This is a genomic window from Luethyella okanaganae, from assembly GCF_042660285.1.
In the GTDB taxonomy this organism is placed as follows: domain Bacteria; phylum Actinomycetota; class Actinomycetes; order Actinomycetales; family Microbacteriaceae; genus Luethyella; species Luethyella okanaganae.
Genome location: NZ_JBHSTP010000003.1, coordinates 555750 through 570247 on the forward strand (window position 1 = coordinate 555750; position 14498 = coordinate 570247).

The window sequence follows — 14498 nt, forward strand, 5'->3', positions numbered from 1 at the left end:
TCGACGGATGTCGATTCTCGTCCCTGTAGTCCCCTCGCCCCGCTGTCATCTGCCGTCCTGTCGCCACCGTTTGCCCTGTCCCTGCTCTCGCCCTGCCCTGTCCCTGCTCTCACCTTGTCCCCACCGCTCGGGAGGCCATCGGCCGGAGTGGAGGCCACAATCGCGAAAAAGGTCCTCTCGCGCGTGCGAAGGCCTCCGCTCCGGTTATCGGAGCGCGGGCTGATGTCGAACTTTGAGACTGCTCGGAGCCGGGAACTCGCCTTCCGTGGGATTCGACGCGCCTCAGCCCCGCTCAGCGGTGAGGGCCGCAGCGGTTTGCCTGTGCGTCGCGAGCCTGAACCATGCGGTGTCGGGAATGCGCGCGAGGAAGGGGCCGGCGATGACGATCGAGAACTCGCCGCGTGGGGTGAGGGCAAGCCCCGCCCGCCGCCGCCCCGGGATCGCGATGCCGCAGATCGACCTTTTCAATTCGAACGCCCACGATCTAAAGCTACCCTTCTACGAGCGGGCCGAGCCAGGCGGTGGCCACGGTGCCGTGCGCAGACTCGGCATCTGAAGGGTGGAAGATCCCGGCCACGACGTCACGGTAGAGCCGGCCGAGCTCGTCGCCGGCGAAGTAGGAGCCACCGCCGGAGACCCGAAGCGCCTGGTCGACGACGTGGCGGGCGCTCTCGGTCGCGCGGACCTTGACACCGACGAGCAGCGAGAACCAGCGGGATCCGTGGTCGGTGATCGTGTCGACATCGTGTGCGATCGCATCCAGCTGGGGATAGATCCCGTCTTGCGCGATGGCGGCATCGGCGACGCGCCAACGGATGTCGGGGTCTTGGGCGAGCGGCCGACCGTCGTTCTTCATCGAGGTGCGGCGGTGGGCGGCCTCGACGGCGAGTTCGAGTGCGCGCCTGCCGATTCCCGTGTACACGGCCGCGAGCAGGATCTCGAAGTTGGCGAAGATCGCGAAGATGAGCGGATCGGTGTTGGGTCCGGGGTCGAGACGGCGCACAACGCGGTCGGCGGGGGCGAATGCGCCGTCGAGCACGGTGCTCTGACTCTGACTGGCACGCATCCCGAGGGTGTCCCAGTCGTCCTTCGTTCGGATGCCGGGGTCTTCTCTGTCGATGAAGCCGTAGACGATCTTGGGGGCGTCGTCCGACTCGGTGTCGAGACCCATCGTGCCGAGGCGCGTCCACGCCGGTGAGAGCGAGGTGAAGACCTTGGTGCCCACGAAACGGTAGCCGCCGTCTGGCTGTGGGTGCGCCGCCGTGCGAGACCCGAAGAGCATAAGGTCGTTGCCGGCCTCGCTGATGCCGAAACCGAAGATCTCGCCGCGCCCGGCCTCCGCGAGCAGGAAGTCGAGTGAGTCGTCGCCACGGTCGTGGAGGGTCTTCGCGACACCCGTCCAGACGAGGTGCATGTTTACCGCGAGGGAGGTCGCCGGTGCGGCCGCCGCCAGGCGCACCTGCTCCCGGGCCACGGCGCGCAGGCTCAGCCCTTGGCCGCCGAACTCGACCGGGACGAGCGCGCGCAGGTAGCCGGAGGCACCGAGTTCGTCGAGGTCCTCAAAGAAGAAGGCGTTGTCGCGGTCGTAACCGACGGCCCTGGCGTGGATGCGCTCCAGGAGCTCGTCGCTGAGAATAGTCCGTTCCGCGGAGCTTTCCGTCGCAGCGAGGTTCACCCCGTCAGCCTACGCCGTGGCATCCGATCCGCGGTTACTGGTGTCGGTTCTCGGGCGGAGCGCTCGGGGCCTGCGGTGAGACGCCGGAGTGGTCCTGGCGACGCGCACGGTCGCCACGCAGCGAGAGGAGCACGATGAGCAGCACGATGCCGCCGACGACCGCGAGCAGCGCGAGCCAGGGGAGCAGCACGCCGATGACGATGAGGGAGCCGCCGAGGAAGGCGATCACCGAGTTCCAGCCGGCGACGAGCCCGCCCCAGAAGCTGTCCGGAGCGCCCGGTGCGATAGTGCCCACCGAGATGAAGTCGACGTTCAGTGTGGAGAAGTCGATCTGGTCGTTGAGATAGTCGCGCTGCGTCGTGAGCGAGTCGAGCTCGGATTGACGCTGCGAGAGGGCCGATTCGATCGCGATGAGGTCGGTCGTGTTCGTCGCCTGGCTCATGAGGGCGAGCAGACGGCCGACGGACGTTTCGAGAGCCGTGATGCGGGCGTCGAGGTCCTGGGTCTGCTGGGTGACATCCGTCGCGCTGATCGACACGTAGTTGACGGTGCCGAGTCTCTTGAGGTCGGCGAGCACCGTGTCGAGCTTGCCGGCCGGCATGCGGATGACGAGGCTCGCGCTCGCGCTCTGCGTCTCGGTCGCCGGTTGCTCTGTACGGCTGTCGATGCGGCCGCCGGTGCCGTCGACGAGTCCGCTCGCCGCGTCTGCTGCGTCGATGGGACTGTCGGCGGTGATCGAGACCGAACCGCTCGTGACGATGTCGCGGTTCTCGAGCTTGATGTCGGTCGTGGTCCCTTCGGCGAAGGACCCGGGGGTGCCGTCGGCCGGCGCCGGCTCGATCGCGCCGCGACTGGAGCTTTGACCGCCCATGGTGCTCGAGCATCCGGCCAGGAGGAGGGCCGAGAGAATGACTGCGGTGACCGGGAGCGCTCGTTTCATGCCACAACCTTATGGGCGGGCAGCGAGGGTATGTCTGGATGCGCTCTGCGAGTCCGGTCACGATCCGATCTCGGCCCCTCGCATCCGGCGGGAGGTCCAGGCGGAGCGGTTGTCATGATGAGGGCATGGCTTGGCTGGGTGAGCTCCTCGGGCGTTTCCGGCGCCGCAAGGCGCCCATCCTGCATGTGGCCTCGGATGTCTGCGACGGCCCCGTCGTGGTGATGGTGCACGGGATCGCCTCGACCTCCGTGACGTTCCAACATCTCGTTCCGATGCTCGAACGACGTCACCGCTGCATGCGGTGGGAGCGACATGCGTCCAGTGGCCGGGCTCGACCCTAACTCGGCTGCACGGCAACAGCCTCCGTGTCGGGGATCGGGCTCGCGTCGCGACCGCGCAGATCGGGGTGCCAATGTCGTCCGAGAGCCGGCACGATGAATCCGGCGAAGGCGAGGACACCGGCCACCCAGAAGGCACCGCCCGCGCCGTTGCCGTCGATGAGGAAGCCGGCAGCGGCAGAACCGAGGGCAGCGCCGATGAGCTGGCCGGTGCCGACCCAGCCGTAGGCCTCCGCGGTGTCGCTGAACTTGACGCTCGCCGAGACGATCGCGAACAACACCGCCAGGGCCGGGGCGATTCCGATTCCCGCGATGAAGAGTGTGACTGAGAGCCACCAGAAGCTCATCGCGCCGGCAGCCGCTGCGGTTCCGACGAAGACGATGAGCATGCGCCGTGCCAGTGCCCAGGGGCCGATCGGCAGATGCCCGAACGTCAGACCACCGGCGATGCTGCCGATGGAGAAGATGGCGAGCACGAAGCCCGCCTCGCCGCCGCCGTGCCCGAAAACCGCGACGACTCCGGCCTCGACCGCGGCGCACGCGCCGACCAGAAGGAAGCCGACCACGGTCGCGAGCAGCACCGGTGGCTTCTTCAGCACCGCACCGAGCTTCTGCTTGCTGCGGGGGATACGCACGCGTCCGAGCTCGGGAGAACCGACGAACCAGACGCCGCCGCCGACGAGGAAGGCGACGGCGAGCAGGATGCCCCAGACCGTGCCGATCTGGGTCGAGACGAAGGTTGTGACCACGGGACCGATGACCCAGATCATCTCCTGGGCGGTGGCATCGAGTGAGAAGAGCGGAGTGAGCTGACGGGAGTTGACCATCTTCGGGTAGATGGTGCGGACCGCCGGCTGGATCGGCGGCATGCTGAGACCGGCGACGAATCCGACGACCATATAGGCCGGGACGGTCATCGGGATGACGCCGATCGCCGTGACGGCCCCGGCGCAGAGGACGAGGGTGAGCACGATGACGCGACGCATCCCCCAGACGCCCATGAACCGGCTCGTGAGCGGACCGGCGATGGCTTGCCCGATGCTCGTGGCCGCGAGCACGAGACCTGCGGCGCCGTAGGAGCCGGTCTGTCGTTCGATGTGCAGCAGAAAGGCGAGGGAGAGCATTCCGAACGGGAATCGTGCGGTCAGTTGTGCGGCGATGATGCGGCCGACGCCGGGCGTCTTGAGGATGTCCGAGTAGCTGCTCACAATCAACCAACTCTATCGATCTTGGGCGGTTCGCATTCACGGGCTGGCGAGGCGAATCGCGCCACTTCTAGATCGGAGACATCCGAATGTCTCGTCCGCTCGTCGGCGCCGACGAGCTCGCTACGCTCTACGCCTCGGCCGCGCCGCCCCGCGTGCTCGATGCGCTGTGGAATCGACGCAACCGTGGAGCTTCCGCGGCAGGGGATGCTGCTCGACGCCCTGGCGGTCGAGCAATACAGCGGTGATATCGAGCCGATCGATCCCCGGGTCGGCCATATCCCTGGGGCGGTGAGCGCTCCTGCCACGGGGAATCTCGACATGACCGGTCGCTTCACCCAGCGACGCGGCTCCAGGCGCGTTTCCGCTCTGGGAGTGACGGAGAGGCCCGGTCGGCGTCTACTGCGGCTCCGGTGTCACTGCGGTGCTCCTGCGGCGATGCGCCGTAAACGAGCGTGAAGAAGAACGTAGATGCAATAAATCGCTACTTCTTGCCGAGGTGCGTGCATGAGAATGCGCTTCCAAAACGTTATCGACGCACGGATTCGCCCGGGTTAGTCTGTATTAGGCTCAGTGGCGCCCACTGTGGCTATGCGCCTTCGGCGACGAAGTGACCGCACCAGATAGTAAAGGATGGAAAATGCGCATTCGCTATGCCGTTCCGGCCCTCGCGGCCGCGACAGTACTCTTGCTCTCCGGATGTGTCGACAACGCGACCCCTCCGACGGGCGGTTCGACGGGTGCGACATCCGCCCCGACCATCGCCAAGGATGACGCTGCTGCCGCACTCCTTCCCAAGGACATCGCGGCCGCAGGCAAGCTCGTCGTCAGCACCGACCCGACTTACCCCCCGAACGAATACAAGGACCAGGACGGCAACCCGATCGGCTGGGGCATCGAGATCGCCGCCGGTATCGCCGCCAAGCTCGGACTGACTCCCGAGTACCAGATCTCCAAGTTCGACAACATCATCCCGAGTGTCACGGGAGGCAAGTCCGACATCGGCGAGTCCTCTTTCACCGACACGATCGAGCGCGAGAAGCAGGTCGACTTCGTCAACTACTACACCGCGGGCATCCAATGGGCATCGGCCGCTGGCAAGAACGTCGACCCCGACAACGCCTGCGGGCTCAAGGTCGCCGTGCAGTCGACCACCTTTGAAGACACCGACGAGGTCCCAGCCAAGAGCGACGCGTGCGTCGCCGCAGGCAAGGCCCCGATCGAGAAGGTGCAGTTCGACGCCCAGGACTCCGCGACCAATGCCGTCGCGCTCGGCCAGGTCGACGCCATGAGCGCCGACTCTCCCGTCACCCTGTATGCGATCGCCCAGACAGGCGGCAAGCTCCAGCTGGCCGGAAAGACCTTCGACGTCGCCCCGTACGGCATCGTCGTCGCCAAGGGCTCAGGCCTGGCCGAGGCCGTTCAGGCGGCCTTGCAGTCTATGGTGGACGACGGCAGCTACATGGCCATCCTCGACGCCTGGGGTGTCGCCGACGGCGGCATCTCACAGATCACGATCAATGCGGCTGCGAACGGCTAGCCGTGTCCGATTCTGAACGGAATCGTCCGGCGGTGGGGGCGACCCTGCCGCCGGACGGCGTCGATGGCCCGAGCGAGCCCAGTCAGCCGGCGCCGATCAAGGCGATCAGACTCAAGCACCCGTGGCGGAGCGTCTTCGCCGTGCTCCTCCTTCTTCTCTTATCCGTGGTGATCATCGATGCGGCGCGGCGCCCGGCGTTCGACTGGCCGTCGGTCGGCAAGTTCCTCTTCGATCAGCGCATCTCGCAGGCGGCGTTCGTGACGCTCGAGCTCACTGTGTTCTCGATGGTCGTCGCCATCGTGCTCGGCATCGTGGTCGCCGTCATGAGACTGTCGCCGAATCCTGTCGTGAAGAGCATCGCCTGGTTCTACCTCTGGGTCTTCCGAGGGACGCCGGTCTATGTGCAGCTCGTGTTCTGGGGTTTGATCGCGATCATCTACCAGACCATCGACGTCGGCATCCCCTTCACCGAGCCGTGGATCTCCGTTCCGACGAACTCGGCGCTGAGCCCGTTCTGGATCGCGGTCATCGGCTTGGCGCTCAATGAGGCCGCCTACATGGCGGAGATCGTGCGCGCAGGTCTGCTCTCGGTCGACCGTGGCCAGGAGGAGGCTGCGACGGCTCTCGGAATGAGCTGGTCCCAGACCATGCGCCGGGTCGTGATCCCCCAGTCGATGCGCATCATCATCCCTCCGACCGGCAACGAGGTGATCTCTATGCTGAAGACCACCTCGCTCGTGACGGCCGTGCCGTTCAGCTTCGATCTGTACAACCGTGCCCGCGACATCTCTGCCGAGACGTTCAACCCGATCCCGCTGCTCATCGTGGCGTCGCTCTGGTATCTGTTCTTCACGTCGATCCTGATGGTCGGCCAGTACTTTCTCGAGAAGCGTTTCGCCCGCGGAGTCGGCGAGCGCAGGCCCGACAAGGGTGTCGGCCTGCCGCCGACGGGCACGGTCCCCGTCGTCGGTGCCGGGCAGTCCACCGTCATCATCGCCCCATCCCACGAAGTCGGAGGAAGCTGATGACCGACACGACGGCCGCGGCCGCGGCGTCCGCGGTTTCCTCCCCTATGGTCTACGCCGACTGTGTCTCGAAGAGCTTCGGCTCGAACGAGGTGCTCAAGTCGATCTCGCTCGAGGTCAAGCGCGGTGAGGTGATGTGCCTTGTCGGCCCCTCCGGTTCGGGAAAGTCGACATTCCTGCGGTGCATCAATCACCTCGAGGCGCTCTCCGCCGGCCGGTTGAGCGTCGACGGCGAGCTCGTCGGCTATCGCGAGGCCAACGGCAGGCTCTACGAACTGCACCCGAAGGAGGCCTCGAAGCAGAGACGCGACATCGGCATGGTGTTCCAGCGCTTCAACCTGTTCCCGCACATGACGGCGCTCGAGAACGTGATGGAAGCGCCCATCCGCGTGAAGGGTCAACGCCGGTCCGATGTCGAGAAGCGTGCTCGTGAGCTCTTGGCCCGGGTGGGACTCGCCGAACGGGCGGACTACTACCCTGCGCACCTTTCGGGCGGCCAGCAGCAGCGGGTTGCGATCGCGCGGGCTCTGGCGATGGATCCGAAGCTCATGCTCTTCGACGAGCCGACCTCGGCTCTCGACCCGGAACTCGTCGGAGAGGTTCTCGACGTGATGAAGGAGCTCGCCAAGTCGGGCATGACCATGATCGTCGTCACGCACGAGATGGGCTTCGCGCGCGAGGTCGCCGACACGCTCGTGTTCATGGATGGCGGCGTCGTCGTCGAGAGCGGCAATCCCCGCGAGGTCCTTACGAACCCGCAGCACAACCGCACGAAGGCGTTTCTCTCCAAGGTTCTCTGACCTCCGGTCGAGAGTCGCCGTTTCCGACGAGGGAGCCCGGTGTGCCGGGCCGACTCGTCGGAAACGGCGACTCTCGCGTGGTCAGTTCGCGAGCACCTTGGTGATGCGCTGCAAGGACACGGACTCAGCGGCTCGTAGCTCCTGCGCGAACAGGCTGATACGCAGTTCCTCGAGCATCCAGCGGGCGCGCATCAGGGGAGGCCTCGAATGCGGAACCAGGGGGATGCATCCGCCCGCCTCATCGAAGCGCGCTGTGGCCGTCTGCACCTCGGTCATCCACACACGGTCCCGGCCGGGGTTCTCCTGCAGCTTGGCGATGCGCACTCCGATTCCAGCGAGGTAGCGGGGAAGCTGGCGCAGTCGTTCGAGACCGGTCTCGCCGACGAAACCGGGGTAGACGAGCCCTTCGAGCTGCTGTCGTGCGTCGCCGAGGGCGGGGAGCAGTGCCATGCTGGTCGCCGCCTTGAGGGCCTTCTCCGCTCCTCGCGCGGCCGTGAGCGTGCGTGCGACGAGCCCGACGGTCTCGAACATCGAGTCCATCACGACGCCCGAGACCCGATCGCGAACCGTCTCGAACTCACCGCGGGTGAAGAGCAAGCCGTCGGGCCTCACCCGGTAGAGCACGTCATCGATGCACGCGCCGAGACAATCGTCGAAAAGCGCCTGCGTGCTGGGGTACGGGCTTGCCGCGAGTGCGAGCTTCTCGGCTCCGGTCAGATGTTGCCGCACGTAGTTCGCCGGCGACGGAATCGCGAGAGTGAGCAGTCGACGAATGCCGTCTGGCATGGCAAGCGTTTGCTCCTCCGCTGTGCTCAGCAGCCGGATGCTCACGCTCGCGCGGTCGTCGACGAGTGCCGGGTACGCGCGGATCACGTTGTCGGCCTGACGGGTGTCGACGTGACGGGGAAGCTCCCCGAAGTCCCAGTTCGTGATCCCGGCGCGTTCGAACCCGCCGGAACCTCCTGGCGACGCGTCGGGTCCTGTCTGTTCCCCGGCGGCGCCCTCGACGGTAGGCGCCCTGACGGGCTTCGCGAACGTCCTCGCCACGGCCTCCCGTGCCCGATCGGCCAGTTGCGCTTGGAGCGCGACGAGGTCCTTGTTCGAGGCGATGGCCCGCCCGCGCTCGTCGACGACCCGGAAAGTCAGGCGCAGGTGAGCGGGGATCCGATCGAGCTCGAAGTCCGCAGCGCTCACCGTCGTGTAGCTCAGACGCTGGATGATGGCGGCGACGGTCGCCGCGAGCGAGCGATCCGGGATCGGCTCATCGGGCAGTTCCGCTGCGATCCTGGCCGCCCAGTCGCCGGCCGGCACGACGTTGCGTCTGATCGCCTTGGGCAGGACCTTGATCATCGCCGTCACGAGCTCGGTGCGTAGCCCCGGCACTTGCCAGTCGAAGCCGTCTGGCCGCAACTGAGCGAGCAGCACGAGCGGCACCTGCACGGTCACGCCGTCGTCGTCGGCGCCGGGCTCGAATCGGTAGTGGAGGCTGAGGCTCTGGTCGTCCTGCCGCCAGGATGGCGGGAACACGGTCTCGTCGACCTCGGGGGTGTCATCCGGAACAAGTGCCTCAGCGGTCATGGTGAGCAGCTCGGGCGTCTCGTGCTTGGCCTGGCGCCACCAACCCTCGAAGGTGCGAGTCGAGAACACCTCTTCCGGAATGCGCCGCTGATAGAAGTCGAAGACCGCCTCGTCGTCGAACAGGATGTCGCGACGCCGGCTGCGCTCCTCGAGCGCGGCGAGTTCGGCGCGCAGCGCACGGTTGGCGCGATCGAAGGTCTGCCGCGATTCCCACTCGCCGTCGACGAGCGCGTGCCGGATGAACAGCTCTCGCGCATAGGATTGGTCGATACGGGCGAACTGGATGCGTCGTTTCGCCACGATAGGGACGCCATAGAGGGTCACCCGCTCGTAGGCGACGACAGCACCCTGCCTCTTCTCCCAGTGCGGTTCACTGTAGGCGCGTTTGCACAGCTCGCCGGCGAGCGGCTCGGCCCAGGCTGGATCGATCGCGGCGTTCATCCGGGCGAACAGCCGACTCGTCTCGACGAGCTCGGCGCTCATGACAGCCGCCGGCTGCCTCTTGGCGAGTGCCGAACCGGGGAAGATCGTGAAGCGTGCCTGCCGCGCGCCGATGTATTCGCCTTTGCCTCGACGGGCTGCCGCTCCTGCGCCCCGCCCGCCGGTGTTCGCGGTGGCCTGCGTCATATCTCTGAGACCGATGTGGCTGAGCAATCCGGCGAGCAGAGCGCGATGGATGCCGTCGGGGTTTGGCTCGGACTCGTCGCCCGGTTTTGCGTCGATCACGTTCAGGCCGAGCGGCTTCGCGAGCTGGCGCAGCTGCCGGTAGACCTCCTGCCACTCGCGCACGCGCAGATAATTGAGGAACTCGGCCTTGCAGAGGCGTCTGAACGCGCTGCTCGACAGTTCCCGCTGTTGCTTCTCCAGGTGGTTCCAGAGGCCGAGCAGGGTGAGGAAGTCACTCGTCGGGTCGGCGAAGCGCGCGTGTTTCTCGTCGGCCGCCTGCCTCTTCTCGAGTGGACGTTCGCGCGGATCCTGAATGGTCAGGCCCGCGACGATGGCGAGCACGTCCCTGCTCACGCCCTGCGTCTTCGACTCGACCACCATGCGGCCGAAGCGCGGGTCGATCGGCAGTTTCGCGAGCTGGTGCCCGATGCGGGTCAGACGGGGAACCGCGGCTCCGCCATCTTTTTCGACCCGGTGCGTCGCGCCCAGCTCGTTCAGCAGATCCAGGCCGTCCTTGACGCCGCGCGGGTCAGGAGGTGTGAGGAAGGGGAAGGCGGCGATGTCCCCGAGGCCGAGGGAGATCATCTGCAGGATGACCGCCGCCAAGTTCGTGCGCAGGATCTCGGGTTCCGTATATTCGGGCCGGCGCGCGAAGTCCTCCTCGGAGTACAGGCGGATGGCGATCCCGTCGCTCGTGCGCCCCGAGCGTCCGGAACGCTGATTCGCTGAGGCCTGCGAGATCGCCTCGATCGGAAGGCGCTGCACCTTGGAGCGCACGCTGTAGCGGCTGATGCGCGCTGTTCCGGCATCCACCACGTACTTGATGCCGGGCACGGTGAGACTCGTCTCGGCCACGTTGGTCGCGAGCACGATGCGCCGGCGCACACCAGCGATCTTCGACGGTTGGAAGACTCTGTGCTGGTCGGCCGACGACAGACGGCCGTAGAGGGGGAGCACTTCGGTGACCCCTGCGCCCATGCCGCCACCGAGGCCGTATCGACCGCGTACAGCCTCCTCGGCGTCGCGGATCTCGTTCTCGCCGGAGAGGAATACGAGCACGTCGCCATTCGACTCGCGGGCGAGCTCGTCGAGTGCCTCCACAATGCCCTGGAGATAGTCCCTGTCGTCGCTCGTCGCGTTGTCGTCGCCGGCCTCTTCGGAGTCGTCGCCGGCCTCGGCGACGAGGGGGCGGTACCGGATCTCGACGGGGTAGGTGCGGCCAGAGACCTCGACGATCGGGGCAGGCACCCCTGCGGCATCCGCGAAATATCGTGCGAAGCTCTCGGGATCGATCGTGGCCGAGGTCACGATGACCTTGAGATCCGGCCGCTGGGGCAGCAACTGACGCAGATAGCCGAGCAGGAAGTCGATGTTGAGGCTGCGTTCGTGCGCTTCGTCGATGATGATCGTGTCGTAGCGGCGCAGCAGTCGGTCACGATGGATCTCGTTGAGCAGGATGCCGTCGGTCATGAGCTTGATACGGGTGTCGGCACTCGCCCTGTCGGTGAACCGCACCTGGTATCCGACGAGTCCTCCGACCTCCTGTCCGAGCTCTTCGGCGATGCGCTCCGCGATCGTGCGCGCCGCCAGCCGCCTGGGCTGGGTGTGACCGATGCTCTCACGGCCGAGCTCGAGGCAGATCTTGGGCAACTGCGTCGTCTTTCCCGAGCCGGTCTCGCCGGCGACGATCACGACCTGGTGGTCGCGGACGGCGTGCGCGATCTCATCCCGCATCTGGCTGACGGGCAGCTCGGAAGGGTAGCTGATCGCGATGGGTGCGGGAGAGGAGGTCTCGGACATGAGCCTTCTATGGTATCCGTCGCAGGCGACGCTCCGAACGTTCGGATGAGGAGCATGGCACGTGAGGGCGCCGCCATGGTAGCTCTGGTCCGGGAGTCCTCGGCTTATTCGACCGTTATCAGGTTCAGCCGGCGAAGAAGCAATGGAGCGTGCCTCGATCGGCAACGGCAAAATTGTTGCTGATACAAAGTACTTTGTGTTACAAAGTATCCATGATTGAAAATGAGTTGCCCGAAGCCGAAGCCGAAGCCGAAGCCGAAGCCGAAGCCGAAGCCGAAGCCGAAGCCGAAGCCCGCGCGATGCTCGCCCTCATCGAGGAGCAGCAGCGCAAGGTTGACCGTGAGTTCCTCCGCCCCATTCCCCTGCTCTATGGCATCTGGGGCGTCGCTTGGCTCGTCGGCTTCCTCGCGCTGTGGACGGGCCATGGAGCCAACCCGTGGTTCACGATCCCTCTCGCGGTGGGTGGAACCGTCTTCGGCGTTCTCCTCATCGCATCGATCGTGGCCTCCGCGATCATCGGCTCCCGGATCAACCGAGGTGTACGTGGTGTCTCGAGTTTCGCGGGCATGGTCTATGGCCTCTCCTGGAGCGTCTGCGGCGTCTCCTTCGCCCTGCTCGGCATGGGCCTCATCGCCCAAGGACTCTCCAGCGAGCTCGCGAGCCTCTACTTCCCCGCCGGCTACGCCCTCGTGTGTGGAAGCCTCTACCTCGGCGGCGCAGCGCTCTGGCGCGACAAGGGCCAGCTCGTCATCGGCCTCGTCATGCTCGCGCTCGGCGGGTCCAGCTCCTTCGCCGGAGCCCCGACGAACAACCTCGTCATGGCGATCGCCGGCGGCGGAACCTTCATCGTCGCGGCTCTCGTCCTCGCCCGACCCGGCCGGAGGTGACGCCATGGACGAACTCGACCCCGTCATCCACGCCGCCGCCCGTCTGAAGATCACCGCAACCCTCGCCACGATCGCGAGCGGCGACCGCATCTCCTTCCCGCGCCTCCAGGAACTGCTCGACATGACCGCGGGAAACCTGTCGACACACCTTCGTAGGCTCGAGGATGCCGGCTACGTCGACGTCGAGAAGACCCACCAAGGGCGCATGCCCGTCACCTACCTCGCGCTCACCACCACCGGACGCCGGGCTTTCGAGGACTACACGGAAGCGCTGCGTGCGCTGCTAGGAACAGCATCATGACCGTCCTCGTCCGCTTCGATCACGGGGGTCGCCGCTTCGGTGAGCAACTCGCCGCCGACGGCGTCCGATGTAATAGCTAAAGGGGTGCGGCATCCGCACCCGACTCGGATCTGCCGGCACGTCGAAGTACATTCGGCCCTGGATCCTCGCCACCGCGCGGCGTCGACCGCCGTGTACGCGAGCAGCGAAACCCTGGCGTACTCAGGCGCGGCGCGTTGGCATCCGTGGTGGGATGAGAGCATGACGATTCCGATGCCCACCATCACCCTCAACGACGGCCGCGCCATCCCGCAGCTCGGCTTCGGTGTGTTCAAGGTCGATCCGATCGAGACCGAACGGGTCGTGAGCGACGCGCTCGACGTCGGCTACCGCCACATCGACACGGCCCGCATCTACGACAACGAGGCCGGCGTCGGCAAGGCGCTCGCGGACTCCGGCATCGCCCGTGATGAACTCTTCGTCACGACCAAGCTCTGGAACGACGACCAGGGAACCCAGAGCGCCTTCGATGCCTTCGACCGCAGCCTCGACAAGCTCGGACTCGACTATGTCGACCTTTATCTCATCCACTGGCCGGCACCGGCGAAGGACCGCTACGTCGAAAGCTGGAAGACACTCGAGCAGATCCGCGAGTCCGGGCGTGCTCGGTCCATCGGCGTCTCGAACTTTCTCGTGCCGCATCTCGAGAGGCTCCTCGCCGACGCGGATGTCGTGCCCGCGGTCAATCAGATCGAACTGCACCCCTATCATCAGCAGCCGGCGACGACGGCGTTCAGCAGAGAGCGCGGCATCAACATCGAGGCGTGGGGCCCGCTCGGCCAGGGCAAATACGAACTGCTCGAGCTGCCCGAGGTGACGGGTCCGGCCAGCGCGCACGGCAAGACCTCGGCGCAGGTGGTCATCCGCTGGCACCTGCAGTCCGGCAACATCGTCTTCCCCAAATCGAACCGGCGGGAGCGCATGGCCGAGAACTTCGATGTCTTCGACTTCGCCCTTTCTGACGCCGAGGTCGCGGCCCTCACCGGTCTCGAGCGGGCGGGCCGCGTGAGCGCGAATCCCGAGGAGGTCGACTAGGGTGTGTGTCTCGACTCGGCACCGGCTGTGCTGGGTGGACTCCGGTGGTCTGCGGCGTTGTCACCGGGGTCGATAGCTTCGCTATCGCCCCCTTTCCGTTCTGCATCCCATCGAGTCCGTTCCGCTCGCCTTCGGCACCGTGGGAGACACACCCCAAGCCGGGGTGAGGGCCGAGCGGGGACTCTCAGGAAAGACGGCGCGGCGCGTCGCAAAGGCCTCTCTGCAGTGCGCGTGGACGGCGGTGGTGATGTCGGTTCGCGGGGATATCCCGCTCGCTGCCGGTGATTCTCGCGGTGCTCGCGCCCGTCGCGTCGGCACGACACGCCCGGGAGACGGCACCGGTTTGCGCGACTTCTGGGATCCGCGTAATGTAATCCCCTGTCACCCCAAAGGTGCGGGAAAGCGGAAGAGCTTCCCGGCCTCAAGCGGGACCATCCCAGGAGAAGAAGCCGAAGCGATTCGGGCTATTTCTTGTTCTGATGACGTTCTATCGCAACCGGTTTCCGGGAGCGAGCGGAACGGAGAGCATTACCAGAGAAGTCACCCCGGGTAGCACGCAGACAAGCGGAAAACCGGGTGTGTCTGATTTTTGAGAACTTAACAGCGTGCACAATGTTATATGCCAATTGTTATGTGCCGAATTGGTCTCTTGTGTTTGATCTGGTTTTT

Annotated in this window: 12 protein-coding genes; 7 read left to right on the plus strand and 5 right to left on the minus strand. The window is 66.1% G+C overall.

What is annotated here, in order from left to right; all coding sequences use genetic code 11:
* Positions 1 to 282 precede the first annotated feature (282 nt).
* The 3 genes from ACFQB0_RS13930 to ACFQB0_RS13940 are packed head-to-tail and all read right to left on the minus strand — an operon-like array spanning position 283 to position 2615.
* Positions 283 to 468 (minus strand): hypothetical protein, encoded by a 186-nt coding sequence (locus ACFQB0_RS13930; protein WP_386732833.1) that lies wholly within the window; start codon positions 466 to 468, stop codon positions 283 to 285.
* Positions 469 to 490: 22 nt separating this feature from the next.
* Positions 491 to 1675: an acyl-CoA dehydrogenase family protein gene (locus tag ACFQB0_RS13935; protein WP_386732777.1), complete on the minus strand. Its 1185-nt coding sequence runs from the start codon at positions 1673 to 1675 to the stop codon at positions 491 to 493.
* Positions 1676 to 1709: 34 nt separating this feature from the next.
* Positions 1710 to 2615, minus strand: coding sequence for a DUF4349 domain-containing protein (locus tag ACFQB0_RS13940; protein ID WP_386732779.1), 906 nt, complete (start codon positions 2613 to 2615; stop codon positions 1710 to 1712).
* Between the two features lie 125 nt (positions 2616 to 2740).
* Here ACFQB0_RS13940 and ACFQB0_RS13945 point away from each other — a divergent pair, with 125 nt between their 5' ends.
* Positions 2741 to 2956 (plus strand): alpha/beta fold hydrolase, encoded by a 216-nt coding sequence (locus ACFQB0_RS13945; RefSeq protein ID WP_386732781.1) that lies wholly within the window; start codon positions 2741 to 2743, stop codon positions 2954 to 2956.
* Here ACFQB0_RS13945 and ACFQB0_RS13950 read toward each other — a convergent pair.
* Positions 2953 to 4161, minus strand: a complete 1209-nt coding sequence (locus ACFQB0_RS13950) for an MFS transporter (protein WP_386732783.1) — start codon at positions 4159 to 4161, stop codon at positions 2953 to 2955. The two genes, ACFQB0_RS13945 and ACFQB0_RS13950, sit on opposite strands and share 4 nt — an antisense overlap.
* A gap of 637 nt (positions 4162 to 4798) precedes the next feature.
* On the opposite strand from ACFQB0_RS13950, the gene ACFQB0_RS13955 reads away from it, so the two are divergent.
* Genes ACFQB0_RS13955 through ACFQB0_RS13965 form a run of 3 tightly spaced genes read left to right on the plus strand, consistent with a single transcriptional unit; the run spans position 4799 to position 7523 of the window.
* Complete coding sequence (locus tag ACFQB0_RS13955; RefSeq protein ID WP_386732785.1) at positions 4799 to 5698, plus strand: ABC transporter substrate-binding protein; 900 nt, start codon at positions 4799 to 4801, stop codon at positions 5696 to 5698.
* A 32-nt stretch (positions 5699 to 5730) separates the two neighbouring features.
* A complete protein-coding gene (locus ACFQB0_RS13960; protein ID WP_386732787.1) occupies positions 5731 to 6723 on the plus strand; it encodes an amino acid ABC transporter permease in 993 nt (330 codons plus the stop codon).
* A complete protein-coding gene (locus tag ACFQB0_RS13965) occupies positions 6723 to 7523 on the plus strand; it encodes an amino acid ABC transporter ATP-binding protein (protein ID WP_449280269.1) in 801 nt (266 codons plus the stop codon). The genes ACFQB0_RS13960 and ACFQB0_RS13965 overlap by 1 nt, the downstream gene beginning before the upstream one ends.
* 81 nt (positions 7524 to 7604) lie before the next feature.
* Here the strand turns inward: ACFQB0_RS13965 and hrpA are convergent, their stop codons facing one another.
* On the minus strand, positions 7605 to 11567 hold the full coding sequence (hrpA, locus tag ACFQB0_RS13970; RefSeq protein ID WP_386732789.1) for an ATP-dependent RNA helicase HrpA: 3963 nt from the start codon (positions 11565 to 11567) through the stop codon (positions 7605 to 7607).
* Between the two features lie 212 nt (positions 11568 to 11779).
* On the opposite strand from hrpA, the gene ACFQB0_RS13975 reads away from it, so the two are divergent.
* From ACFQB0_RS13975 to ACFQB0_RS13985, 3 genes are all read left to right on the plus strand, one after another.
* Complete coding sequence (locus tag ACFQB0_RS13975; protein WP_386732791.1) at positions 11780 to 12454, plus strand: hypothetical protein; 675 nt, start codon at positions 11780 to 11782, stop codon at positions 12452 to 12454.
* Positions 12455 to 12458: 4 nt separating this feature from the next.
* Entirely contained in the window at positions 12459 to 12755 is a 297-nt protein-coding gene (locus ACFQB0_RS13980; RefSeq protein WP_386732793.1) for a transcriptional regulator, read from the plus strand.
* Between the two features lie 240 nt (positions 12756 to 12995).
* Complete coding sequence (locus ACFQB0_RS13985) at positions 12996 to 13829, plus strand: aldo/keto reductase (RefSeq protein WP_386732795.1); 834 nt, start codon at positions 12996 to 12998, stop codon at positions 13827 to 13829.
* Positions 13830 to 14498 lie beyond the last annotated feature (669 nt).